General features: G+C 54.2%; 39 protein-coding genes. 36 read left to right on the forward strand and 3 right to left on the reverse strand.

What is annotated here, in order from left to right:
- Positions 1 to 157 precede the first annotated feature (157 nt).
- From WC359_12260 to WC359_12435, 36 genes are all read left to right on the forward strand, one after another.
- Positions 158 to 601, forward strand: a complete 444-nt coding sequence (locus tag WC359_12260) for a hypothetical protein (protein ID MFA5401211.1) — start codon at positions 158 to 160, stop codon at positions 599 to 601.
- Positions 602 to 643: 42 nt separating this feature from the next.
- Entirely contained in the window at positions 644 to 916 is a 273-nt protein-coding gene (locus tag WC359_12265; protein MFA5401212.1) for a hypothetical protein, read from the forward strand.
- Between the two features lie 37 nt (positions 917 to 953).
- Positions 954 to 1,550 (forward strand): hypothetical protein, encoded by a 597-nt coding sequence (locus WC359_12270; GenBank protein ID MFA5401213.1) that lies wholly within the window; start codon positions 954 to 956, stop codon positions 1,548 to 1,550.
- A 20-nt stretch (positions 1,551 to 1,570) separates the two neighbouring features.
- Positions 1,571 to 1,990, forward strand: coding sequence for a hypothetical protein (locus WC359_12275; GenBank protein ID MFA5401214.1), 420 nt, complete (start codon positions 1,571 to 1,573; stop codon positions 1,988 to 1,990).
- An 11-nt stretch (positions 1,991 to 2,001) separates the two neighbouring features.
- The gene (locus WC359_12280; protein ID MFA5401215.1) at positions 2,002 to 2,517 is read left to right on the forward strand and encodes a hypothetical protein; all 516 of its coding nucleotides are present in this window, start codon (positions 2,002 to 2,004) and stop codon (positions 2,515 to 2,517) included.
- Between the two features lie 9 nt (positions 2,518 to 2,526).
- A complete protein-coding gene (locus WC359_12285) occupies positions 2,527 to 3,195 on the forward strand; it encodes a hypothetical protein (GenBank protein ID MFA5401216.1) in 669 nt (222 codons plus the stop codon).
- Positions 3,196 to 3,204: 9 nt separating this feature from the next.
- A complete protein-coding gene (locus WC359_12290; protein ID MFA5401217.1) occupies positions 3,205 to 4,191 on the forward strand; it encodes a sialidase family protein in 987 nt (328 codons plus the stop codon).
- Between the two features lie 11 nt (positions 4,192 to 4,202).
- Positions 4,203 to 4,919, forward strand: a complete 717-nt coding sequence (locus WC359_12295; protein MFA5401218.1) for a hypothetical protein — start codon at positions 4,203 to 4,205, stop codon at positions 4,917 to 4,919.
- A complete protein-coding gene (locus WC359_12300; protein MFA5401219.1) occupies positions 4,919 to 5,302 on the forward strand; it encodes a hypothetical protein in 384 nt (127 codons plus the stop codon). Before WC359_12295 ends, WC359_12300 begins: the two co-directional genes overlap by 1 nt.
- A complete protein-coding gene (locus WC359_12305; protein ID MFA5401220.1) occupies positions 5,302 to 7,305 on the forward strand; it encodes a hypothetical protein in 2,004 nt (667 codons plus the stop codon). Before WC359_12300 ends, WC359_12305 begins: the two co-directional genes overlap by 1 nt.
- Positions 7,306 to 7,662, forward strand: coding sequence for a hypothetical protein (locus WC359_12310; GenBank protein MFA5401221.1), 357 nt, complete (start codon positions 7,306 to 7,308; stop codon positions 7,660 to 7,662).
- A gap of 66 nt (positions 7,663 to 7,728) precedes the next feature.
- Entirely contained in the window at positions 7,729 to 8,013 is a 285-nt protein-coding gene (locus WC359_12315; GenBank protein ID MFA5401222.1) for a hypothetical protein, read from the forward strand.
- On the forward strand, positions 8,010 to 8,342 hold the full coding sequence (locus WC359_12320; protein MFA5401223.1) for a hypothetical protein: 333 nt from the start codon (positions 8,010 to 8,012) through the stop codon (positions 8,340 to 8,342). Before WC359_12315 ends, WC359_12320 begins: the two co-directional genes overlap by 4 nt.
- A 329-nt stretch (positions 8,343 to 8,671) precedes the next feature.
- Positions 8,672 to 9,361 (forward strand): hypothetical protein, encoded by a 690-nt coding sequence (locus WC359_12325; protein MFA5401224.1) that lies wholly within the window; start codon positions 8,672 to 8,674, stop codon positions 9,359 to 9,361.
- Complete coding sequence (locus WC359_12330; protein MFA5401225.1) at positions 9,358 to 9,735, forward strand: hypothetical protein; 378 nt, start codon at positions 9,358 to 9,360, stop codon at positions 9,733 to 9,735. The genes WC359_12325 and WC359_12330 overlap by 4 nt, the downstream gene beginning before the upstream one ends.
- Positions 9,736 to 9,808: 73 nt before the next feature.
- A complete protein-coding gene (locus WC359_12335) occupies positions 9,809 to 11,404 on the forward strand; it encodes a carboxypeptidase-like regulatory domain-containing protein (GenBank protein ID MFA5401226.1) in 1,596 nt (531 codons plus the stop codon).
- A gap of 34 nt (positions 11,405 to 11,438) precedes the next feature.
- Positions 11,439 to 11,789, forward strand: coding sequence for a hypothetical protein (locus WC359_12340; GenBank protein ID MFA5401227.1), 351 nt, complete (start codon positions 11,439 to 11,441; stop codon positions 11,787 to 11,789).
- Between the two features lie 241 nt (positions 11,790 to 12,030).
- Positions 12,031 to 12,273, forward strand: coding sequence for a hypothetical protein (locus WC359_12345; protein ID MFA5401228.1), 243 nt, complete (start codon positions 12,031 to 12,033; stop codon positions 12,271 to 12,273).
- An 81-nt stretch (positions 12,274 to 12,354) separates the two neighbouring features.
- Complete coding sequence (locus WC359_12350; GenBank protein MFA5401229.1) at positions 12,355 to 12,789, forward strand: NUDIX hydrolase; 435 nt, start codon at positions 12,355 to 12,357, stop codon at positions 12,787 to 12,789.
- A 30-nt stretch (positions 12,790 to 12,819) separates the two neighbouring features.
- Positions 12,820 to 13,203 carry a hypothetical protein gene (locus WC359_12355; GenBank protein MFA5401230.1) on the forward strand — a complete coding sequence of 128 codons (384 nt, stop codon included), beginning with the start codon at positions 12,820 to 12,822 and terminating at the stop codon, positions 13,201 to 13,203.
- A gap of 25 nt (positions 13,204 to 13,228) precedes the next feature.
- Entirely contained in the window at positions 13,229 to 13,462 is a 234-nt protein-coding gene (locus WC359_12360) for a hypothetical protein (GenBank protein MFA5401231.1), read from the forward strand.
- An 83-nt stretch (positions 13,463 to 13,545) separates the two neighbouring features.
- Entirely contained in the window at positions 13,546 to 13,821 is a 276-nt protein-coding gene (locus tag WC359_12365) for a hypothetical protein (protein ID MFA5401232.1), read from the forward strand.
- A gap of 29 nt (positions 13,822 to 13,850) precedes the next feature.
- Positions 13,851 to 14,060 (forward strand): hypothetical protein, encoded by a 210-nt coding sequence (locus WC359_12370; protein ID MFA5401233.1) that lies wholly within the window; start codon positions 13,851 to 13,853, stop codon positions 14,058 to 14,060.
- 2 nt (positions 14,061 to 14,062) lie between these two features.
- Positions 14,063 to 15,028 carry a hypothetical protein gene (locus WC359_12375; GenBank protein MFA5401234.1) on the forward strand — a complete coding sequence of 322 codons (966 nt, stop codon included), beginning with the start codon at positions 14,063 to 14,065 and terminating at the stop codon, positions 15,026 to 15,028.
- Positions 15,029 to 15,191: 163 nt separating this feature from the next.
- A complete protein-coding gene (locus tag WC359_12380) occupies positions 15,192 to 15,407 on the forward strand; it encodes a hypothetical protein (protein MFA5401235.1) in 216 nt (71 codons plus the stop codon).
- On the forward strand, positions 15,388 to 15,810 hold the full coding sequence (locus WC359_12385; protein ID MFA5401236.1) for a hypothetical protein: 423 nt from the start codon (positions 15,388 to 15,390) through the stop codon (positions 15,808 to 15,810). Before WC359_12380 ends, WC359_12385 begins: the two co-directional genes overlap by 20 nt.
- The gene (locus WC359_12390; protein MFA5401237.1) at positions 15,797 to 16,423 is read left to right on the forward strand and encodes a hypothetical protein; all 627 of its coding nucleotides are present in this window, start codon (positions 15,797 to 15,799) and stop codon (positions 16,421 to 16,423) included. The genes WC359_12385 and WC359_12390 overlap by 14 nt, the downstream gene beginning before the upstream one ends.
- A gap of 68 nt (positions 16,424 to 16,491) precedes the next feature.
- Positions 16,492 to 17,415, forward strand: coding sequence for a ferritin family protein (locus tag WC359_12395; GenBank protein MFA5401238.1), 924 nt, complete (start codon positions 16,492 to 16,494; stop codon positions 17,413 to 17,415).
- Complete coding sequence (locus WC359_12400) at positions 17,412 to 17,819, forward strand: hypothetical protein (protein MFA5401239.1); 408 nt, start codon at positions 17,412 to 17,414, stop codon at positions 17,817 to 17,819. The genes WC359_12395 and WC359_12400 overlap by 4 nt, the downstream gene beginning before the upstream one ends.
- A 10-nt stretch (positions 17,820 to 17,829) precedes the next feature.
- Entirely contained in the window at positions 17,830 to 18,186 is a 357-nt protein-coding gene (locus WC359_12405; protein MFA5401240.1) for a hypothetical protein, read from the forward strand.
- A 17-nt stretch (positions 18,187 to 18,203) separates the two neighbouring features.
- Positions 18,204 to 19,187 carry a hypothetical protein gene (locus WC359_12410; protein MFA5401241.1) on the forward strand — a complete coding sequence of 328 codons (984 nt, stop codon included), beginning with the start codon at positions 18,204 to 18,206 and terminating at the stop codon, positions 19,185 to 19,187.
- Positions 19,187 to 19,543: a hypothetical protein gene (locus WC359_12415; protein ID MFA5401242.1), complete on the forward strand. Its 357-nt coding sequence runs from the start codon at positions 19,187 to 19,189 to the stop codon at positions 19,541 to 19,543. Before WC359_12410 ends, WC359_12415 begins: the two co-directional genes overlap by 1 nt.
- Entirely contained in the window at positions 19,524 to 19,856 is a 333-nt protein-coding gene (locus tag WC359_12420; protein ID MFA5401243.1) for a hypothetical protein, read from the forward strand. Before WC359_12415 ends, WC359_12420 begins: the two co-directional genes overlap by 20 nt.
- The gene (locus WC359_12425) at positions 19,849 to 20,052 is read left to right on the forward strand and encodes a hypothetical protein (GenBank protein MFA5401244.1); all 204 of its coding nucleotides are present in this window, start codon (positions 19,849 to 19,851) and stop codon (positions 20,050 to 20,052) included. Before WC359_12420 ends, WC359_12425 begins: the two co-directional genes overlap by 8 nt.
- 76 nt (positions 20,053 to 20,128) lie before the next feature.
- Positions 20,129 to 20,383 carry a hypothetical protein gene (locus tag WC359_12430; protein MFA5401245.1) on the forward strand — a complete coding sequence of 85 codons (255 nt, stop codon included), beginning with the start codon at positions 20,129 to 20,131 and terminating at the stop codon, positions 20,381 to 20,383.
- Positions 20,384 to 20,612: 229 nt separating this feature from the next.
- On the forward strand, positions 20,613 to 20,897 hold the full coding sequence (locus WC359_12435; protein MFA5401246.1) for a hypothetical protein: 285 nt from the start codon (positions 20,613 to 20,615) through the stop codon (positions 20,895 to 20,897).
- Here the strand turns inward: WC359_12435 and WC359_12440 are convergent.
- The 3 genes from WC359_12440 to WC359_12450 form a co-directional block, all read right to left on the reverse strand.
- Positions 20,875 to 21,180, reverse strand: a complete 306-nt coding sequence (locus tag WC359_12440) for a hypothetical protein (GenBank protein MFA5401247.1) — start codon at positions 21,178 to 21,180, stop codon at positions 20,875 to 20,877. The genes WC359_12435 and WC359_12440 overlap by 23 nt on opposite strands.
- A 305-nt stretch (positions 21,181 to 21,485) precedes the next feature.
- Positions 21,486 to 22,733 carry a DNA polymerase III subunit beta gene (locus tag WC359_12445; protein MFA5401248.1) on the reverse strand — a complete coding sequence of 416 codons (1,248 nt, stop codon included), beginning with the start codon at positions 22,731 to 22,733 and terminating at the stop codon, positions 21,486 to 21,488.
- Between the two features lie 213 nt (positions 22,734 to 22,946).
- Positions 22,947 to 23,351 (reverse strand): hypothetical protein, encoded by a 405-nt coding sequence (locus tag WC359_12450; GenBank protein MFA5401249.1) that lies wholly within the window; start codon positions 23,349 to 23,351, stop codon positions 22,947 to 22,949.

Raw genomic sequence — 23,351 nt, forward strand, 5'->3', positions numbered from 1 at the left:
CGCATGGCGGCGAGGATCGCCAGTTCGCCTACGGGTACCGTGGCCTTCACGGAGTTCCGCGTGATCCTGGCAACCGCCGTCGGATAAGTTCTAAGCTAACGTCCTGGGGGGGGGAAGCCCCCCCCCAGTGGTTAGCTTAGAAACAAAGGAGGTTAACATGAAAGAGCACATTGCATCGGGTGTCTTATCACCAGGCGCAGTTAAAGTTCTGACCCGTCCGGCGGAAGTCTATGCAGCTGGCGGCGCTCACAATCTTTTCACCGTCAATGGTGTTATCGTCATACTCCATATGGTCGGGCGTATCGGCGTCGTCATGCCGGCCGGCGCCAATGCCATACAGATCACCGCCGATGCGGTGGCCATGGATGACGGCCTTTACGACTTGAATGGCGTGGCGGCCAATATGGACCTGATCGTTCCCGGGAACGTGGCTGTACCCATTGTCGCCGGCGTCGCCGCGGCAGTACCGGCGACAATGCCGTGGTACATGCCCTCCGGAAATATCGTTTGCACCAGCGCCGCGGGTACAACCGCCGGAACCATCAGCTGGTCCATAACCTATATCGCACTGACCACCGGCACGATCGTAGTACTGTCATAGTAGTACTGTCATAGTAGTACTGTCATAGAGGAAGAGGGTTTTATGTCAGGAAAAGTAATCCCAAAACCAGCCGCCCGGGCAGCAGCGCCGGAGCCGGTAACACCGGCGCCGGTAGAGGTAGCACTGAATACCTTACCGGTGGCCGCGTATTTCATGCTTAACGGAGTCCGCCACAGAGTGGCGACATTGGATCCGGAGATTATCGTCTGTCACACCCTGCGCTGGTACGACAACGGACCACTGCCGTCGGACAAGTGCTGGATGGTGGACCGGCAGGTCGGCCTATCGCCGGCGACGAAAGTAAAACCAATATAAATTTTCTCTCTAAAGATAGACAGACAAGGAGGGAATTATGTCGAGAGAAATCGCGAATCTTTACGATCCTGGCCCCATTTCACCGGTGGCGCAAATCAAGGAAAACCTTTCGGTATGGACGTTGCAGCGCTGGAGCCACTTCCGTATAGACAAGATCGAGCCGCTGCCGCGCTCCGCCCCGATGGTTGTTGAGGCCATCACGGCTGCCGGAGGCACGACCCTGGCCGCGACAACGGCCCTGGTGGTCGGCACCATCCAGAAATTTCCGGTGACATTCCTGCAGCCCCAGGCCGACGAGCTTCTCCATCTCCGCTGGGAGCCTCTCGACGATGTCGAGGGTATCCTCTGGGAGCCGTCCGGTACCGGCCGCTTCACCACAATGTCCGTGCAAGCAAGGGTGACCCGTTTTTCGAGAGCGGTGGATCCCTTTGGCGCCACGAGCACCTTCTTCATAATCGGCCGCGACCGCGACATGAACCTCGAGGTCCGCAATCCCAATCCGGTGGTCGTTGCCTCAGCGCGGTTCGCGTTCTGGGGCTACCGGTACACCCTGGTAAAACTCGACGCAGCCACTTCAGATGCGATTGAAGCGGGTAAGACGGCTTCGACTTGGCTGCCGGCCGAGGGTCACTAAATATAGGAGGTGCGAACTAAATGGACATAACGATTAAAGGTTTACGCAAAGCAGGCAACGCTGGCTGGGTAACTACGACCGTGGCAGCCGGCGGCGACCTTCTCCATACCCTTCCCGTGCGGCTGGCGGCTGGCCAGGGCGGGCGTACCCTGATTATTCGCAAGCTGGTAGTCTACCAGGTCACCGGCGCCAACCAATCCATATTCATCGGTACCAGGGACAATGCCGCGGCCTTCGTCCAGCTCTTCCCAACCCTAGTGGCCATCAACGCCATTGACACGATCTGGACCGAAGAGGAACTGCCGGCCGTCGAGTTTGTCAGAAATACCGCCGCTGGCGCCGCCGGAAGACTCGGCGATGTCTACGTTATCGCCGGAGCGATCGGCGTCCCGGTAATCGGCACCCAGGTACTGGTAGAGGTTGAAGAGTTCGGCGCTTAAAGGAGAACACCATGGCAGATAACGCACTGAAAATCCTGGCTGCCGGTGGTGTCGGTGCCCTGATAGCCGCTCTCTTGTCTAAGAACGCGAGCGCTAGTACCGGCAGTGGAGACATATTCCACCTCGATGAAGAGGCTATGGCCACCCTCATCGGTCTCCTCCAGAGCGCCCAGGAAACAAATGAGAAGCTAGCGGTCATTGAGGCAAGGCTAGGCCTTGGGGGGCTCAAAAACCCGGTTGGAGTCATTATTGACGTTATCCGTCCACTGGCCATCGGCGAAGGTAAGCAGCTGGTAAGCTATGACATCCCCTATGACATGAAGCTTCTCGTCAAGGCTTTACCGACCAATGCTGGCAACATCCAGCTAGGTTATTCAAAGACATCAGCGGAGAGTCCACTGGCTTCGTACCCGCTGACTCGTAACGAGTCTATCGCCATTAAGGTTGCTCGGGCCTCCGCGCTATGGATCTGCACCCCGGCCGGACCACTTACCGATGGTGTGGTAATGATAGCCGAGCAGGATTAGGAGTAAGCTATGCCTGAGTCCGGAAATGCTACTATCATTGAAAAGGGGCTCTGGCAATGGGCCCAGGTTACCAGCGTTGTATCGCCTACCCAGTTCATAGCGGCAAGGCTGCTCGAATTTCCCGACGGGTATTTCAACGGCTGGACTATCTATGTTACCAAGGATGGGCGGAGCACCGAGTCAGTCATAGCCGCGCCCCAGGCGGAGCGGCGGTCAGTCACCGCCTTCAGCGGTCCCGCGGCCGCTGTAACACACCTGGCCTTTACGACCCAGCTTCAAGTTGGCGACGAAATTATATTGATTCACCCTGACCTGGCTAGTTCCTTAAAAGAGCAGGCCGACGTTCCGGTGACCATCAACGCCATCGCGGCGGCGGAAACCAATATACTCAACCTGGCGGCGGCCGGCACCAGGTACTCAGTCCGGAGTCTCCGGCTCAAGTGCGCCAACCCGGGTGCCAATAACGTCAGAGTCAGACTGTACGAGCTGGTCAACGACGTGGCCACTGTGGTACAGACATTCGACATCACCGGCGTCAACTGGACGACTTATTTCTCGCTCATGGATATGTTCGGGCTGCCAGAGCTCACCGGCGACCAACTGCGTGTTACCGTCCAGGCGACCGGCGGCGGTCCTTATGCCATCACCGGCCAGTACAGCTACGCTACGGCCACATAGGAGACGCACATGAATAGAAACTGGAAAAATGACCTGGTAAATTACGCCCGGACCGATGTCAATGCGGCCGCTCAGTTAGACTTGCCCGGGCAACACTGGGCAAGTCTGGGACTAAGGTGGTACTCTTTCGGCAATTCCACACAGATGGTTATTAGTCTGGAAAATGGGACCTTAATAGGTATGGTAAATAGCGGATTCGTTGTCCGGTCAAGAAATTACGGTATCGATTGGGAGAATCTAGGCAGGTTTTCACCGAATCCTCAGCGAGCCGCAGTATATATGGGTTCTGGCCGGGTCGGTCTCGGGGACGGCGAAGGTAAGTTCTGGTATTCCGATGACATGGGCGAGCATTTCGTAAATCTGGGCGTTGTAACCGCCGCCGGAGACGCGGTTTATACTCTGTGCCATCTGGGTAATGGCATTCTTGTAGGAGGTGACCGCGCCGGGCATTTTTATCGCTCGGTTAATTATGGAGAGACATGGACTGACCTGGGCGTCATCGCACCTGCCGGTAGCGATGTAATGTCCATGGTTTACCTCGGCAAGGATATTGTGCTCGCTTGTAATTCGTGGGGTGATGGTCATTTATATCGGTCTATCGATGCCGGTTTGACATGGGCTGACCTGGGGATAATCGACCCAACTCCATCGGGCTTAACTGGTATGTGCGCCATGCCACATGGCATGGCAATGCTGGCCCGCGACTTGAATTTTTATCGTTCAATCGACTGGGGCTTAACCTGGACCGGACTGGGTCCCATTTCGCCCGTGGGGACAGAGAGCGATTTTACCTACCTGGGCGATGGGTTAGTCATCATAGGCGACAGGAACGGCAGGATATGGAGGTCGTCTGATTACGGTGAGCACTGGGAAGGGCTGGACATACTGAACGCTGGCCACTACATCTGGAAAATCGCCTACTGCGACGGGATATTGGTTTGTTTCGATGACGATGGGAATTGCTACCGCTCAGAGCCCGCCCGTATCTTGGTTTAGCGAGGTTAAACATGAGACCATCAGATATAGGAGCACTTCAAATAGAATCTTACGGAGGCGCGAGGCGAAACCTTGCCGCTGCCCGTCGCCCGCTGGTCAGCCTTTACGAAGGTTGGCAGGACGAATTAGGAATTGATGCGGCTCTTTGGACGATCACCGACCCAGCCACGGGCGCGGCCTGGACCAGGGGTGCGGTTAATGACCTTCTCATGGCCTACGCATCGCCAAATGCCAATGAAAACTGCCGTATCCGGTCCAACCAGAGGTGGGTAGCACCGGCAGAAAATTATGGCGTCAACCGTATTCTCAGAAAATTCAACCTGGAATTTGAATTTCAACTGACCGACCGAGCAAATTTCGTCAATACCGGTTTTTTCATGGGGTTGACGTCCGGAATTGCTGATACTAGAGCAAGCCAGAATATTATCGGGTGGCATTTGTCCGGTGTAGGGAATACACTTTTTAGGTGTTTGGTAGATGATGCGGGATCAGAAGATTACTGGAACGTAACAGGTGAAGACCTCACTCTGGTCAATAAGTTGAAAATAGTAACCTCGCGGCAGTTCGTCAACTTCTATTTCAATGAGGATCTGGTCGGGCCCTTCAATAGTTCCTGGAACGATATTCCCAATCTTCCCTGGTATCTCAACTTCTACTTCCCGACCGGCGCCGGCGGGGCGGCGACTGTCAGGCTCGGCAGTATTCGGGCCTGGCTGGAGGACGAATAATGAATGATATCAGAACTGTAGTGCAGGTTCCCAGGCTGGCGGGACGGCCCCCGTTGGTCGGTGCTACCGTTGCCAACTGGAACGCCGCGGAGGCAGACCTGGTCAGCATAGGCGCCAACGATACCAAATATAAGCTGCATTCTCTATTCATCGACATGAACGCTATCGCTGGCAACCTGACTATCCGCATGTATAAGCAGATTAACGGCACCGAGCGCCGCTTCTATGAACAGACCTTTTCGGTCGCCGCCGATGGTCCAGGTCGGCCCACCATCGACTCGATTATGGGAATCAGCGAGGTGGTACGGGTAACCTGCGAGAGCGACAACGCCGCCGACGATGGGCAATCCATCGGGTGGGATTATGTAATTGAGGCTATGTAATGGCGCTGGAAATACTAAAAAGTGTTCGGACTGCTACTATTACAATAGCAGCGAATGACGCCAGCTCAAGAGAAAAGTCCCAGGCAGACTTCCTATGTAATGGCATAAATGATGACTGGCAAATCCTTGCTGCCGTAGATGCATTACCATTAGGTGGCGGTATTATATCTTTTTCGACTGGCCATTTTAAAATTACCAAGGACCAGAATATAACCAAAGACAATGTTATCGGTTGGGGACAAGGGTGGAACACTATTTTCGACGTAAAAGACCAGCCGATAACATCCCTCACAGCTCAGTTAAATATCGGTGATTCTATCGTCCATGTGGTAAGCACTGCCGACTTTTATGCCGGTGAAAGCATCGGAATAGGACTTGTTCCCGATAGCTATGTTATTCAATCCGTCGATAGTTCTACGCAGTTGACTCTTACTACTCCAGCGACGGCAGTTTACGTCATTGGCTCGGCCCTATTGTCTATTATGAGTACATTCTACTTCACTGGCGATGGATGTGGACTATGCAATCTTAAAATAAATGGCAATAATACCAACTGGCCCAGTATATCAACCGATTGCGGGGCAGCTTACGAGATTGATTTTTATAACGGACATCGCTTCCTACTGGACAGAGTGGAAATAACAAATAGCCGGCACCGCCCCTTCAGGGGAAGGGGATTAGATTGTATATTATCAAGGTCCTATATGCACGACATGGCCAAGGAGGGCGGCGTTCATATCGAAGGTGTGGCCGGTGGAGAATTCAGCAACGTAACAATTGTGGATAGCACCTTCATAATGCCTAGCGGCATCGGGGCATTATCTCCAGCTTTCCTGGCTTCGTTCGGCAGGTACTTGAAAATAGATAACAGTCATTTCTATGGCGGTTGTATATTACGAGTAGTTAATGATAGTTCTATATCCGGGTCTACGCTGGAGAACAACGATGAACCAACTGAATGCTACTTCGGGGTCCGGGGTTGTAAGAACCTGAAAGTAAACGACTGTTCTCTCAACGGTGAGAAACTTGCCATAGCCAACATCACCATAGGAATATTATATGAAACGGATAATGTGCTGGTAGATGTCAGCACATTTAACAACGCGAATATTACAGTCGCGGCAAGCACGAAGAATATCAACATAACCAACGATGCATTCTTGGATGTTACGGGGAAGAATCCTATCGATATGACGGGTGGCGCCGGGACGGAAATAATCGGAGTCAATGTTCTAGGAAATACATTTAATAACTGCACCGGCGGGGGTAATTACTGTACCAAGTTCGGCTATGTAATAGGTTTAAACTTCGAGGACAATATAGAATATGGATGCTCAATGAATCAATTTTACTATTGCGATAATATTAACATAAAAGACCCACAGATAATCAATCCCACTACTCATGGGCTTAGATTTAGCAACACCACTGATATAATTATCGACGGCACTTTTATTCTGGGTAGTACCTTTAGAGGGATATCCCTAGAGGCCGGTTCGGCAACACCTGTATTGATAAAAAATAGCAATATCTCGGCGACTACTCCATACTACAACGCCGGCACTTACACAAACGTTACCTACAAGGATAATCAAAATTATATAGCTCCCGGGGAGGTTCGCACGGCTTCTGTTCCCCTCGTAGCTGGTGCTGCTAATGATATAGGATTCTCTTGGCATAATCCGGAGCTTCAAGACATATTAATCAAAAAAGTGACCATCGAGGTCACAACTGTCGGTGGGACTGCTGGCTCGCACCTGGATGTAGGCATCGCCGACGACGCGGCGGGAACAAACAGAGGTGTAGAATTCTTTGATGACCTCGACCTGAACGCCGCGCAGGTAAACGACTCATGGGTGGGGGGAGACGGTGGTACCCAGACAAAATATGTGGTTTGCCAGGATGTTTCCTCCGCGACGGATGGCTGGATAGTGGGGCAGATACTTGATGCGAACGCCGCCAGCCTGGTAGGGCGAGTTTATATCGAGTATATAGGTAAGTAGATGCAGTCTTATGTCTTCCCGCCGCTGGCAGAAACAATCAAGTACGCCGGCCTGCACTTCCTGCTGGGGGCCGCCACCGGATTAGCGGCCTGTGCCATCCTGGGGGCCAGGGGAAAGGGACTGATACCCGGGTTCATCTTCGGGGGCATAGGCGGCGTCCTGCCGGATATAGACCACCCGCTGGCGGGTGGTCGCAGTTTCTTTCATGGGACACCGGCCAAGGTATTAGGGATAGCAACTATCACCGCCGGGGCGGGTATATCATCCAAAAAGAAGCGGGCCGGCCAGGCGGTAGCCGCCTTCGGTACTGGCTGGACCAGCCACCAGGCCGCTGACCATTACAAGTGGGGATTTTAAATATGGCCATATTCGACGCGCTGCTCTGGTGCTGGAATATCTACCAGATAGCAAAGAGGAGGTAGTATGAGGACCGCTGGAATTTTGGCGCTTTTAGCTGCGATTGGGACCGGCGCCTACTTCTTATTCAAATCTAACGGCTTTTCGAGCTCTCCGAAATATAAAGCCGGAGACGTTTTGCGATGTACCGGACCAGGAGACTTGAATGGATTCTATATTTACATAGGCGGCATTTCCGGCGGCAACTACCTGGTCAACGAGTACAATATGGGAGACCCTTTACAGCCTGTCCCGTTTGCTTACTTTGATAATGTTCCTAATGCTGAGATATACACAGTGGAGGTAGTATGAGCGCAGAACGTGAAGTAAAAGAATGCCGGGCCTTAACTATAGACCTCATCCGCATCGTCAATGTCTCTCAAGGGATGGTTCGCGGCTGGGACAGGTTTGACCGGGAGTATCGAGTGGAGTTCCTGGATAAGCTGCGGGAGCACACCAGGAAGTTAATTGAGGAAAAGTCAATTTCTAACGCAGCTTATGAGAAGTATGTAGGCGTACTCGATAAATACCAGAGGTACAATGAGCAGGAGTCCGGGATCGACAATAAGGGGATGCTTTACGAGCAGGCTCTTGACCTGGCCATAAACGCAATCCATAATTGTGTTGAGAAGACAAAGTAATTTTGGGAGGGCGCGCCATGAATAAAAATCAAAAGGTGAGCTTGGGGGTCGGCCTGGGGCTGCTGGCTGTAGCCGTCACCGCCTGGCCTACGACAGAGTAATCGTTGCTCGGGATTGGTAGCCACCAGGCTGTTGTTGAGGGCGAAGTAGGTGAAAGAGAAACCGGAGGAGAAGCGCCTGGTCGGCCTTATCTGGGGGCTGGCTATCTTCGACGCGCTAATCTGGTGCTGGAATATCTACCAGATAGCGAGGATTAAGAAATGAAATTCGCCTATAAGCTCGGCAAGAAAAGAGCAAAGCGCGACTCCAGGAACATCCGCCTGAAGGCGGTGCTCCGTCTGGTCCTGCCGCCGATACCGGATGAATACCTGGTGGATACCACCCTCCCGGTCCAGATTCCCACGCCGATGTTCGCCAACGATCAGTGGGGGAATTGCGTCATCGCCGCCCGGGCCCACCAGACCCTCCGCTTCGAGGGGTACGAGCAGAAAAGAGTGCTCCCCATCACCGACCAGGAGGTGCTCGACGAATACTGGAAGGAAGGCAAGCGTTTCTGTTTCGACAAGAAGCCCGATCGCGGCTTGGTGCTACTTGACTCATTAAAGAACTGGCGATCCGGCTGGACGGCCGGCGGGCAACCGCATAGCATCTATGCCTTCGCGGAGATCAGCCGTCAGGACATGATGAATGTGAAGGCTGGCGTCTACTTGCTGGGCGGCGCGACTGCCGGCATAATGCTGAGCCAGTCGGCGCTCGACCAGTTCGATGCCGGACTCCCCTGGGATGTAGTTGATAAACCCGGGAGGCTGCTGGGGGGCCACGCTATCGACGTCGTCGGCTACACTAAGGACGGACCGATCTGCGTCACCTGGGGCAAGCTGCAGCCCATGACCTGGCGCTTCTGGCTGGCCGACTGTGACGAAGCCTTTGCCTGTGTAGACAGTCGAAACCGCTTCACCGAAAACTCTCCGGTCGACGCGGAAAAACTCGATAACTACCTGAAGGAGATAACCAAATGAAAAAGCTCTTCTGGAAAGTTTATCGGTCGGTCGGCGACGTAATCGAAGGCTGGTACTACTGGTTCTGGTTTCACATTGAAGCCCTCTGGATTCACGACCCGGTGAATCGCCGGCCGTTCACGTATATGATGCGCGATTTCGCGCACTATCACCCGCACTGGACCGGCGTTATTTGCGGCACGGCCGCGGCGATCTTCCTCGGCGCGGTCATGCTGGCCGACATCTTCTGGTGCGGTATCAGCTGGTGGAAACACCTGGTTTTATGGCTGATTTCCGGCGCGCTTTTCGTGGCCGCCGGCGTCCTGGCGGGGCATGTCCTCTGGGGCAAAGACTGGATACCAGGCGAGCAGGAAGAGCCGCCGTACCTGGGTTAATTATACTTATTTCCTTGCTTTGGGATTGACCTTTTTACCCGGCGCTCCGTAAAATGGGTGAAGGAGGCCTGAAATGGCAAAACCTAATGAACCGAAGAAAGGGCCAAGCGGTGTCGTTGTATTGGGCATCGCTGCAGCGGCCGGCATTGGCCTGGCAATCGCCATGTCTAGGGAAGCGGAGGCTGCTCCGGGCACCGCCACGCTCGAGGGCTATATCAGGGATTCGACAACGAACCTCCCGATCACCGGCGCCCTGGTGCAACTCAGCGGCGGCGTGAGTATAGTATCCACCAGCAACGGCCGCTACAAGTTCACGTCTTTGCTGCCCGGGGCCTATAACCTGACCTGCAGCCGGGACGGCTACAGCACGCTTGAAGACGTTTTGAACCTGGTTGAAGGCGTCAACCAGTATGACATCATCTTAAATTCGACCGGCGGCGGGACAGCTTCACTCGAGTACGCCTCCGGGATTGAGTTCACCGAGCCCGGATCCCACGGCGGGATGGTGCAGGTCCCTATCTCTGTCAAGATCAAGAACATCGGCGGTGTCACGGCTACGGCCCATCCGATCGGCGAGGTAAAGACCTACCTGGAGAATAACGGCGATCCTTACCCTCGCTACCTGGCCCTGGACATGGGGACGCAGTCCATCGCCCCCGGGCAGACCGTGACCTTCACCGGCTCGATAAGCGAGTACCCGGATGAGCACATTTTACTGGTGACCATCCAGAGCGAGGCCGGCGTGATATCCTCGGAGTTTGACGACGTAGCGGAGCTGCTATCCCTGGATATGCCGTCGTCGCTGGTCAGTGAGCAGGAATACTGGGCACAAGCCGCATTGCGGCTGCCCTTCAAGGCTGATCGTTGCTACCAGGTACATATGTATCTGTACGGCGATTACGGCACTAACTTCTCCACCATCAAATCCACCGCGATAAAGGCGTCTCTCATGCCGGTGGGCGCCAAAGCAAGCCTGACTTCATACTACCTGCACGGGGCGGGCGACTATACCGTGAAGGGTGTGTGGGTATCCGACGGGACCAAGCAGGTGCAAAATAAGGCCCGCGCAACCTATGAAATGACACAGGAAGGGACCGGAATGACGATTACCAAGGCACTGCCGGCCGGGGTATATAAGCTGAAGCTGGTGGTCCAGTGGATCGAATTCTACGTCCCCAACGTCTACGGCCAGAGCGGGATACTGTTGTCGCAGGATCTCGGGACAATAAACGTCCAGGCCGCTCCGGGACTGCCGACCGGCATCTACAATATGTCCGGACCTGTCAGCGCCAACTACGGTACCCAGGTAAATATGACGGCCAATGTTCGTAACGGCTCGCCGGCGGCCAAGACGCTCAAAGTCAGGTGGATGCCCGATATCGATTTCGTGCCACGCTCCGATACCAACATTACCATACCGGCCAATTCTGAGCGGCAATCAACATATTCGTTCGCCATGCCACCGATTATGTGGACATGGAGTCCCTATGTGAGAGTCTGGTGCCGGCTGTACGACGGGAACACCCTCGTGGCCATGCAGGAATGGTCCATCTCTACTACCCCCCAGCCGTCCGGGGTGTTCATCTGTCCGGTCTGCGGTATGATTTTTAATTATCCGCCACCGGCCAACAACGAATACTATTACGATCAGCACATGGCAACACACTGACTCCGGGGTCCCCCGCAGTTTGGAGGAATAGAAAATGGACATTACTGAATTACTGCCCTGGCTGCCAGTGGTCTTATCGGTAGTAATATGGATTTGGGGCGGCAGCTGGGCGGCGAGTAAATTCGACTCGAAAATCAAGAGCTTCTCGGACGACATGGTTAAAGTAAAAAAAGAACTGCATCTTGAGCAAGAGGAGCTAAGGCAGGACCTGGTTCGCAGGCAGGAGGAGTTTGAGTGTAAAATGGAGCTGATGATGCTCCCCGAGTGCCAGAAAGCTTTTGCCGAACTCCGCAAAAGCTTAGAAAAAATGGACAAGGATGTGGCGGCTCTTGGAGGGAAGCTCGACGGGATACTCTCGGTCATAAGAAGCGAGAGCAAGGATTAGTCTCTTCCTAGCCAAGGCACCTCCTTTGGTAACGGGCCGGCTTCACCCACCGGCCCGTTACCATTTACCGGAAGAATCTAAAACCTCCCCAGGTAAATCAGCAACCATCAATACCCCCTTTTGACAACTTGCGCATTTTAGCAAGTTCGTTTCCTCCCACGCCTGAGAGCCTATTGACAAGCATTCCTAAAGTGTTATAATACGCTCGTAAATCATTCTAATAGGAATACCCGGAGGGACGATGAAAGAAACAACAAAAGAGGAACGGCGGGTATTGGCAGAATCTCTTCTTAAACGTGCTAATGAATGGGCAAAGAATTACCCCTGGTTTTATGCAAGTGGTATAGGTAAATTCATGCCCGCTCTTATGAGCGCAAAATTCCCTAGCTTCAAACCAACAAAAAAGGAAATCGAGGTCATATCGTACATGTGTGCCGCCTCTTACCTTGTTGGGGCTTATCGTTTCGCACAAAAAAGCGAATAGTCTTCAAAGACTATTAGGAAGGGTCACTTGACAGAATCGGCCTAAAACGTCGGTATACTTAACATGACATGGGAGGTGAATGTGAGCGAACATAAGGAAATCATCCCGGTGGTAGCAGCCTGTATCAAAGATGTCAGGCCCCCGCTTCGGATACTCCTCCACCTGAAAAACGAGTCGCACGACGAGAGGGGGACGCCGCGCAATCCCGAACTGGTGGGTACCTGGGAGTTTCCCGGCGGGATGGTGGAGTATGGTGAGGATCCGGAGGAGGCCCTGGCAAGGGAGTGCCGCGAAGAGCTTAATGGGCAAAAAATTAAAATAGGCCGGCTCCTTCATGCTACGACCAATATCTTTAAAGATGGCGTCCATTACTTAGTTCTTTACTACGAATGTGAGTTTCCTGCGCTCTACACCCCGACGCCCCCAGGCAGCCAATGGGCCACTCCGGAAGAGATCATGGAGATGAATTGCCTGCCCGGTACTTACGAGGTGATTAAAAAGTTCTATCTGTATTAACAGTCCTAGAAGACTATTCGGGAGGGAAGAATGATAACATTGCACCTCAACAAAGTAAGGAAATTTGTCGTGGGAGAAATCGTCCATCTAAAGGTGAAGTCGATCTATGAGCATGCCCCGGGCAAATGGCGTCTGCTGGCCGAGGACGTCACTCCTCTTCCCGGCGCTGAGCCTACCGGCTACGCCTGCGGCTTCTGTGGCATTATCGAGGAAGCCAAGGAAGACGGCTCGCTCCCGGACGGCTGGGTGGAAGTGAAGTACCAGGAAGGCTCAAGCTTCCGGTGCTCGGCTTGCTCCGGCTTTCCCACCTGCCGGGTGTGTGGTTGCACCGACGCTAATGCCTGCGAGGGCGGGTGCTACTGGGTCAAGCCAGACCTGTGCTCTGCTTGTGAAGATAAAGAGTATAGAAAATAGTCTGAGAGACTAATCGGAGGGGAAAATGAAAATCAGCCGGGATAAAAATATCATCATAATCGAGATTGAGCCTTCTGATGGGCCTCCAGGGGCCGACCTGGAGAAACTCGCTGACTATATGATGGCTGGTATGAGGCTGTTTGGTGCTTCTCCTGAATTACAGGACAGGGGGACATCTTTATTAAAGACCGATTCTGTACTCAGGGAAGAAATGGAAACGGTAGTCAGTGACCAGCGAGAAAAGTGGGAAGAGACGTAGATGGGGGACCTTCGGTGAAGCGTAAGTCTGAGGTTAAAACGAAATAGTCTGGAGAGACTAATCGGAGGAAAAAGGAAAAAACAATGATACACGCCAGAAAGGATTACAACCGAATCCAGGACCCAGAACATAAGATACCTGATGATGAACCGGTATTTCTGATCCGGGGGCAGGATATAGTCGCTCCCGAGGTGGTCAGACAATGGGCTTTCAGGGCAAGAAAAGCAGGAGCCAAGGAACTTATAGTCGAGGCTGCCTTACAACAAGCCGAAGCAATGGAGAGGTGGCAGCGTACACACCTCCGCAAAATTCCGGATATGCCCGCTGATGTTTACCTCATACCAGATAGCAAGGAATAGTCTACATAGACTAAAAAAGGAGGACGATTGTGACCATTAAAGAGATTGCCTTGTACGGTGGGGCAGGCATCATCCTGCTGACGGTGTGCATCGTCCTGGGGGTGATGTCCTGCCAGGGTAGCCAGGCCGCCTTCGCTTCTCTGATGACCCTGGGAGGTGCTGCCCTGGCCACTCTGGGTATCAATGTTTCGCTGAATATTCAAGCCCGGAAAGCAACCTGCAAGCCGAAAAAGGACTAAAAATGAAAGATCGTGATAGCAAAATCCTTGCCCAGATGGCCGCGGACCTGTCGCGGTCGTCCGAGCATACCCGGAAAGAGCGCTTGTATTATGCCAAGATGTTCCTGGAATACGCCGACGATACACCCTTCTCCAGCTGGAACCGGGTGCTCGTCGATGCGTTCATGAGGCACCTGGAGCGGGCTGACTATGCGGCCCAGACCATCAGGAAGATCTACGGGATCGTCAAGCGCGTCTTCGATGCGGCCAAGGTGTATCACGAGGCCGATAAGAAACAGCGCCGGAGAGAAGTGGACACCAGCGACCCGGCCCGGGCGCTTATGGAGCGCGACAAGATCGACGAGGAGGATTCGCCGGTCTGGGACATGGGGAAAAGAGATGCCCCGCGCTTCGATGCCAAGGACGTGGTTAATCCCGATTTCACGCTTGGCGAGGTCGAGGCCATGATAAAGGCTGTCCGGGATGACCCCTTGTATGCGCCCTACCTGGCCATCGCCTCCATATACGGATTGCGCCGGGGGGAGCTGGCCGCTCTGTCCAGGCAGAGCTTCGATTTCAAGAAGAAACTGTTCTATGTGGATGCTGAGAAGGGTAGCCAGAAGCGCTGGCAACTCCTGGCCGACGGCATAATTCCCCTGCTGGAGAGGTCTAGCCTTGACGGACCGGTGAAGCCGGACCTCATGACCAACTATTTTTACCGCATATGCTATATGTCCAAAATAGAGCACCAGGAAGGGGCTGGCTGGCATTCCTTCAGGCGCACGGTGAACACGGCGCTAAAGCCGTTGATAGCGCCGGTGGATATCAAGATATTCATGCGCTGGCAGCTTGCCAGGTCCGCCGACATGTCGGAGCGTTATTACACCGCCGATCCCATGGATATCGATGCGAAGGTATTGGATCTCCACCCCATAGTTAAGCTATGGCAGCCGGAGCCGGCGATCCAGGTCTGGGAGGAGAAGAAGTAAATGCCGGAAAATGGTGATTATATGACAGTAGAAGGCGGCCGGCACTTTTGTATCAAGTGCCGCAAACTTATAAGGGTCGGGGAAAGATTTAACTGGAGATCTGAGAGCCGGCCATTTCGTCGTGGCTATCGGGTGCGCTACTGGCACCTCCGCGAGTGTGTTAATGAGTGCGCCAGATAAGTTCTCGCTGGAATTGCAGGAGAAGATTGTCAAGAAGTACCCGGCTCGCAGCCGCAAGTACAGGATTAAACTTTGTCGCAAATGTTCGTACTACTTCAGGAGTAAATGCACTCATTCGCTTATACCGGTAACGATTAAAGGTAAAGAATGTCCTTATTTTAATATGAAGGAGGGTGGTAATGGCACGAAAGAAGCGTAAAGAAAAAGAGGCCGCGGCGCGTCTGCCCGAGTCGGCGATAGCGCCCCCCAAGATAAACGTTAGTACCGCCACGGTGTATTACGGCACCTGCCCGACGTGCGGCCGGCGTTTCCCGGCGCTGCGGGCCATCAAGGACGGGGCCGGCCATGTGATAGACCACATCGGCTATTTTAATGCCATCGACTGGGACCCGGGTAAGCCGTTCGGCTCGGCCTGGGATCCTACCGGTGACAGGTCTATCGGGAACATCCGGCCGATTACCCCGGACCAGGCGCCGGAGCTGCTGGAGGGGCTGAAAACGCGTATGATAGATGGTATTCTCGAATTCATACAGAAAGGCTGGATGGGGAAAGACGAGGTGCTATCTGCTTTAAGAGGAGGCCAATTCAATGGTAAAGTCTAATATCTGGAATGTTGCAAATTTACCCCCTTTGCGCGTGGGCGACTGTCTGGCATTCGAAGCCCAGGGTATCCAGAAGCCGCTGATGAAGATCTGCGGAGCCAAGTCCTGGCACTGGGCCATGGTGGGTAAGAAAGTCAGCTGGGAGGAGGTGCTTAAAACCGAGGAGCTGCTTGGCTTCCCCCTTGGGCTAAGCCTTCCCCAGAGGTTTACCCTGGCCTATGATTACCAGGTGGTCGACTCGACTTCCAAGGGGATCACCCATCACCTGCTGAGTGAATATCAGCATCGGAACATGCGCATCTACCGGCCGGTCTTCCCCAGGCCCTCTACCCAGGGCAACCTCGAGGATTATATTCTCTACCTGTATCTTTATTACGGCATGCGCCCCTACGATTACCTGGGGGTGGTGGCCGTCGCTCTCTGGTGGATACTCAATCATGTCGGGATAAAGACCGACTGGTGGGGGCATAGCCAGAAGTCTTTTTGGTGCATGGAACTTCCCAGCGAGATTCTTTCCAAGTGCAATCAGCCTCTTGTACCAGCGAATCAGCCTCCTTACCCGTACAACATGGAGAATTCCGAAAGGCTGGAGTTAATCTGGGGGACGTATTAGCCTCTTGACTAAACCCTGAGTTTGACGCAAAATAGGTTTTAAGCGGCAAGCCGGGGAAGGGGACGTCCATGGGCGATGCAGGTTATCCCCAGCCGACGGAGCAGGCCCGCCGGGTGCGAGAATACTGGAACGCCAACCTCGAGAAAAACCCCCTCCGGATGCAGGGCGGTGATACCAACGCCGGCGCGTTTCTGGCATGGATGCTGGAAGCAGCCGGCGATATTGTGCGCGAGCTGGGTAACGAAGCCAATTATTACGATTGCGGCTATATTGCTGAGAAGGTCCTGCGCATAAACCGCAATATCGATGACTCCGACTGGCGGCGCCCGCTGTCAGACCGGGAGTGGCAGTTTCTTGGCGAGGTAAAGAAGAAGATCGATGATTTCCCGACCCCGGACCTGCCGAGCGCCCGCGCCAAACTGCTGCTGCAGGCGATAGCTAATCGCGAACAGTGGAAGTTAAAAGAAGCCTTGTCCCAGCTTGAAAGCCAGCTTGGCTGCGGCAAGATTATCCCGGAAAAGGCTGTCTTGCTGGAGGCAGGTGTGGGAGACGAGGAGCTGGCCAGGGCGCTGCGGGAAGACATCGCGGGGGAGCTGGGCGCGATAAACCAATATTCTCTCCATGCCGAAGAGACCGAAGTCCCGATAGTCAAGAAGGTGCTGACCAGCATAGGCGACGAGGAGAAGACCCATGTCGGCGAGCTCCTTAAGCTCCTGAAGGAAGTCACGAATAATCGGGAATGGATTAACATCCAGAAGGGGGTGGAGGAGGTTATAGATATCGCCACTGGGGATAAGCCGGTGGCGCGGGACCCCGGCTACTGCAAGGTTGTAACGGCCGAGCCGCCGCGGTGCGACGATTTCAAGGCGGCGCGGGCCTGGGTGTTATGTCATGCCTGGGACCGGATGGAAAAGGAGAATCTGCCGGCCCTGCCGGTCCGCGAGTCCTGGATAGAGCTTCGTAAAGTCTGCGATAAACAGGTAGAGGCATGAGTGTTCTCGGACAGCTTGCATGGCTGGTACAGAAGCCTACCATAGTTCCCGGCGCTACCACAGCCAACTGGAATTCGGGGGTGGCTACCAGCGGGCAGCCCGGAGCCGACTTGTTCACATTTGGCGCCGTGGGCCAGTGGTGGATGCTTAAGGAAGCCTATATGCTGCTCTCGGCATTCAACATCGCGGCCACGGTTACGGTTCGGGCCTATGAGACGCTGATGGGGGCGGAGAGGATGGTGGCCACTGATGATTGGACGGTAGCTGTTGACGGCCCGGTGATATATTTATTCTTCTGGTTTTTCTCCTGGGAGATGTACGGCCCGGTACGGATAGAAGTTTTCAGTGACCAGGCTGCCGATGACGGGCTGGCAGCTCCCTACGAGTACAGGTACAAAATTTAGGAGGTGGCATATGCCAGGAATAGAATTCGAGCGCGAGATGGTCAGTTTCGACGTATCGGAACGGGTCGCTCAGGTGCTTAATAGCATCAAGGATGGAAGGGTGAAGAATTACCTCCTCAACTATTGCGGCAAAGAGCTTGAGGCAGCAAACAAGGCCGCGAGCCGGTGCTATATTAAGGATACCGTAGAAACCATTGAAATGGTCGGCAACGTGCTTTCAAGCGCAGAGGACAGCGATTATATCCAGGCAGTGAAGAGTCACCTGAAGACCGGAGAGAATCTGGACAAGATTTTCGAGGACCTTGACAGGGCTTTCGTTGAGGATATGACCAGCATGCTTACTGGCCAATGTGGTTGTAAAGGCTAAACTGTAAGAGGTAAAAAGTGGACAAGAAAGTCGTAGCGGAGCTTAAAAAGAAGCCCGGCGTCGTCTCGGTCGGACGGGGGTTCAAGGTGGTCGACGGGGTCCGGACTGACGAGGTGGCCATCGTCGTCGGCGTGAAGAAGAAGTTGCCGGCCGCACAACTCGCCGCCAGGGATATCATCCCCCAGGCTATTGACGGGCAGGCAACTGACGTCATAGAGGTGGGCGACATCAAGGCCCTGGTAGATCCCCCCAGCCACACAGGGCGCTATCGGCCGGCGCCGGCCGGCGTCTCCATCGGACATCACCTTATCACCGCCGGCACGCTGGGATGCTATGTCAAGAGATCTGGCGTCCTTTATGTTCTCTCCAACTGCCATGTCCTGGCCAACAGCGGCGATGCCGTTACCGGAGATGTTATCCTCCAGCCCGGTCCGCATGACAGCGGAACGGTGGAGATGGACAGCTTCGCCAAGCTCTCCGGTTATATACCAATCAACTTTGTGGGCATGCCCAGCAAGTGCCCTGTTTCCCGGGCAATCGCAACCGCCTTGAACGCGATATTGGCCTTATTCGGCCGGGCGACGCGTTTTGCCGTGGAAGTAAATCTGACGAACAGCGTGGACTGCGCTATCGCCCGGCCCGACCGGACAGAGGACATTGACGAGTCGATACTTGAGGCCGGACCGATCACCGAGGAGGTTGTGGAGCCTCAGCTGGGGATGAAGGTGCTGAAGAGCGGGCGCACCACCGGCTTCACCCATGGGGAGATTACCCAGGTTGATGTGACAATCAACGTCTCCTACGGCGAAAAGGGGATGGCCATTTTTGAGAACCAGTTCATTGCCGAGGGCGATAATATATGCGCCGGCGGCGACTCCGGCTCGCTGGTTTTTACAACAGACGGGAAGAGGGTCGGTCTGCTATTCGCCGGCGATCAGGCGAGCAAGCTGCTGATAGCCAACAGATACCAGAGTGTAAAGGTGGCGCTGGGGCTGGATTAATGATCGTAAAATGCGCCTGGTGCTCAAAGGAGATGGGGGAGAAGCCTCCTTACGAAAACAAGGAGGTGACCCACGGTATCTGCGAGGAGTGCCAGAAAAAATACTTCGGCGATATCCCCGGGGTAAAAAAGGCGGTGGAGCTGCGCCGGCCCGGGTCTCCCCAGGTAGTAAGGCTGGCTGAATTCGAGGACGGTCTGGTCACCAGTTGTGTCATCGACCAGAACAAGCAGGTTTGCTGTCATACGGCCGAGGGTGAAGGATTATTCGAGATCTGGAAAGAACACCTGACGGCGCCGGAGGTAGGTTTCGTGGCCAGAGAGCCTGGGAAGGAATGTGATGGACAGAGCGAAGTATAACAGCTGCATGTCTCCCTTTATGAAGGGTAAAATGCCGGTGGAAGAGCGCCGGCTGAAGTTCTGCATTGGTTCCAAGCTTTGCTCCGGTAAGGCAAAGACGGAAGCTGAAGCCCGGAAGTTGTGCTCCCTGCCGAGGCCTCCGAAGACGGCGGCCCCGCGGCGGTCGAAGAAGCCGGTCAGCTGCGAGCAGGAAAACTTGAAATTAACCGAGTGCATGGTCGATAATATCGACATGGACCAGGTATCCAACATCAATAGCCTTCCCGCGGCATTGATGAATTCACTGATGAGGTGCAGGTGTCCAGATGAGTAAATTGAAAGTATCTCTTGACAGGAATGTTGGCGATTTCGCGCTGGACCTGGGGAAAAGGATGGTGCCGGCCCAGGAGATACGCTGCCCCGGCTGCGGCCGCTTTCTGGGCTACCAGGCGATCGCCTGGGGAGCGGTGCGCATCAAGTGTCCCAACTGCAAGGATTGGGTAACTATTGACATTTCCCCTGAAAAGTAGCATAGTAAAAACGGTCGACAAGGCCAATAAGGTCAGTTAAGACCAGGAAGGCCAGAGCTCAAAAGGAGATAATCAGATGTCTATTATATCTCTGGTAGGCTATTCTGCACCGAAGCGTCGCCCGAAGATGTACAAGGCTAGCGATGCTGCCTATCCCGTTGGCGGCAACAAGGGCTTCTACATTGCCGCGCTGCCCCGCGACTACCCCCTGACCCCCCAACAGAAGAAGGTCAGGAATGTAGCCAGCGAATGCGGGATCAAACCCGGCATTTCCAAGTCCGAACTTCAGAAAAAGATGAAGGACTGCGTCTCTCCGAAGATGAAGAAATAGCCCGGAGCCGACTTGCTGAGGAACAGGGGGCGCGGTTAGCGCCCCCTGTTTACTAATATGACAATTAGAGTTCAGCTTAAGAAACTGCCGAAAGCTTATCCGGAGGAGCCGCAGCAGACCCTCTTCAAGGAAGCGCTGGCATATTGCAATATCAAAAAGGGGATCTCCAAGCCGGAGCTGCTGCAGCAGATGAAGGAATGCATACCGAAGTTTTATAAGGAGCGTGGCTATGGGAAAAAAGATAACCCTGTTCACGTCGAGGAATTGCGTCCCGTGTCAAGAGGTGAAGGAGCTGGTGGAGAAGGGGTACCTCGATGACCAGGTCGAGCTGGTAGACATTGAGACGGATGAGGGCTTCGAGAGGTTTACCCGGGAGGTGCTATCTAGTGGAGACGGGGCGGTGCCATCAGCTTATCACGAGGGCGCCAAATGCAAGATTACCATCCAGGACGACAGGCTGAAATTCGATTGCGATAAGAAAGAAGAGCCGGTCAGTTCCGAGATAGAGCCTTAAGGCATTCCGGGCTGCTGGTGATATGCCGGCAGGCATTCCAGCCATCGCAATAAGGGGCGGCGTAGTCTCCCATCTTGTCGAGGAGGTCCGCATCTTCGGGACCGTCAATTATGAGCCGGTAAAGAAAGTGCCTTAATGCCTGGCTTTTCAAGATTTCCTCGGGCTCAGCGGGGATCCCGGTTGCTTCTCCTACAGCGTTTTCAACCGCCTTCTTTTCCTCGGTGCTGATAGCCTTACAGAAAAGTTGCTCTTTGGTCATGAGCCTGTACCGCCGGTCTCTCATTTGCTATCCTCCTGCTCCCTCTTCCACTGGTCGGTATTAATAAATAGCACCAGGGCCGCCGCCGGCGGCCATCGCAGGCCTATTCTTATCAGGCATATTTTTATTATATTCGTGATACTGGTGCGACGAGCGAAAGAGATGAGTAACGCCTTGTCCTCTCGGGAAAAGCAGGCGGGGAGCAATTCCCAGCCGCTAGTGAATGAAATGTTTACTTTCACGATAGCCTCTCGCTTGTATTACTATTGACATATTATTTATAGTAACACGAGCCAGAGGCTATCTTGCGATAACCTCTGACTTGATGATTAGCCCTCCACCACCACCTCTTCCTCACCTCCACCCTCTTCCACCTCTTCCTCCGGTTCCTCGCCGGCAGGCGCGTCGACCGGCGCGCTCTCGGCAGCCGGTTCCTCCTGGGCAGGTTCGTCACTCCAATAGGCGAACATGGGCATGATCAGGATAACCGGGGAGCCGCGCTGCTGGAACTTCGCCGGTGCATCCCTGGTGGTGGTCGCCATGGTGACGAAGCCTTCTCTCTTGCCGAAGCATTCGTCCAGGTACTTGATGTTCAGGGCGATACGCCCGGGCTGGTCGGCGTTGGCCTGGATCGTCTCTTCGCTAGTGCCCTCATCCTCACTCTCGGCCGACAGGGATAATGTGTTGTTCTCCCACTTCAGCCGGATGATGCCGGACTTGGGTTCTATGGTGCCGAGCCGCCTGAGCGCGGCGGCGAAGTCCTGGGCGAAGAAGCTGACCGTTGAAGCGCTCTCGCTGGGTATTAGCTGCTTGTAGTCGGGAATCGTTCCGTCTATCAGCTGTGCCACGAACGTGATGTTGTTGAACGAGAACTTTATCACCTTCCTGGACGAACTGGTGGTGACCACCATCTGCCGCCTGGCGGTGATCATCTCGATGAGGCTCTCTGTCCGGCGGGCTTCCGTGGGAGTGCGCGTCCAGATGTCCATCAAAAGCGATACCGCTCTCGGGGGGATGATTTTTGTCTCCCCCAGGTTCAGTTTGAGTGCCAGCTTTTTAAAGGCCATCCGGAAACCGTCGGCGGCAAAAACCTCTATCCCCTCTTCCCCCTCACCGGGGGGCACCAGGGATACGCCTTGAAGGGTCGGCCTGCTGTCTTCCGTTGCGGCGTAAGGCAAGGCCTCGTACATGGCATTGACGAGCGCATCCCCGTCGATGATGTCCGAGGCCGTGTCCTCGAGCTCCGGGATGACGGGGAAGTCAGCCGGCTTTTGCGCCTTGTTGTTGAAGCTGGACTTGCCGGTTGACCAGGTTACCGTCAGCAGATCTCCGACTCCGATGTCAAGCATTTCATACCCGGGTATTGTCTTGAGTAGCTTCTGCATTTGACCGGGGATGATGAATTCTTCCCCTTCCAGACCCGGCATGCTAATCATAACCGCGATCTCGAGGTCCGTGGCTGTCAGCCTGCCGTCTTTAACCAGGAAATTCCTTGCTATCTCTATTGCTGATTTCTTGGAAGGGACTTTCTGGAGAAGGTTCAGTGCATCCCTTAAGTCTTGGTTTAGTATGTGCAAGTTATTACTCCTTTCTTTTGACATTCCCTCCCGCCCTATTTCAATCGACCACCTATTTTACTAATATTTTGGCACGAAAATGACAAGGACAGTGTAAAATATGACTGAAAGTATTCCAGTTACAAGACTTTTTACGCGTGAATATTTTGGTGGACTAAAATACAATGGTTTTGCTGGGAAACTAGTCCACCCTTTTTTGCAGGAAATATTAACCTAGAACATGGAGCCTTGCAGCGGACGCGCCGGCTCGGCGGGCTTGGCCGTCGGGCTGGCAGTTGTATGCCGCCGGGGAGTTTCTACAGGTGATGGCGTAGTTAGGCGGGTTGGCACCTTTACCTGGGACGGCAGAGTGCCGGCGAACTTCGGGTATGTCCGGGCCGTTTCCCACTGAACCAGGGCGCTGTTTATAACACTCCGGAGAACATCGACGATATCCCTGTCTCCGATGGTAAGGTCGGCTGTATCGGTGTAGGGATCACATCCCTCGGCCTGGACGCCGATGACGGCCTTGGGCCCCTTCAGTGTGATTACTATCTTTGACAAGGTAGGCGGAGGCCCCGCCGGGGCCGGCGGAGCTTGGGGTTGCTCGTTTACCGTAGGTTGGATGTTTTCTTCCAT

It is taken from the genome of Dehalococcoidia bacterium (assembly GCA_041653995.1).
Classification (GTDB): Bacteria; Chloroflexota; Dehalococcoidia; order GIF9; family UBA5629; genus CAIMUM01.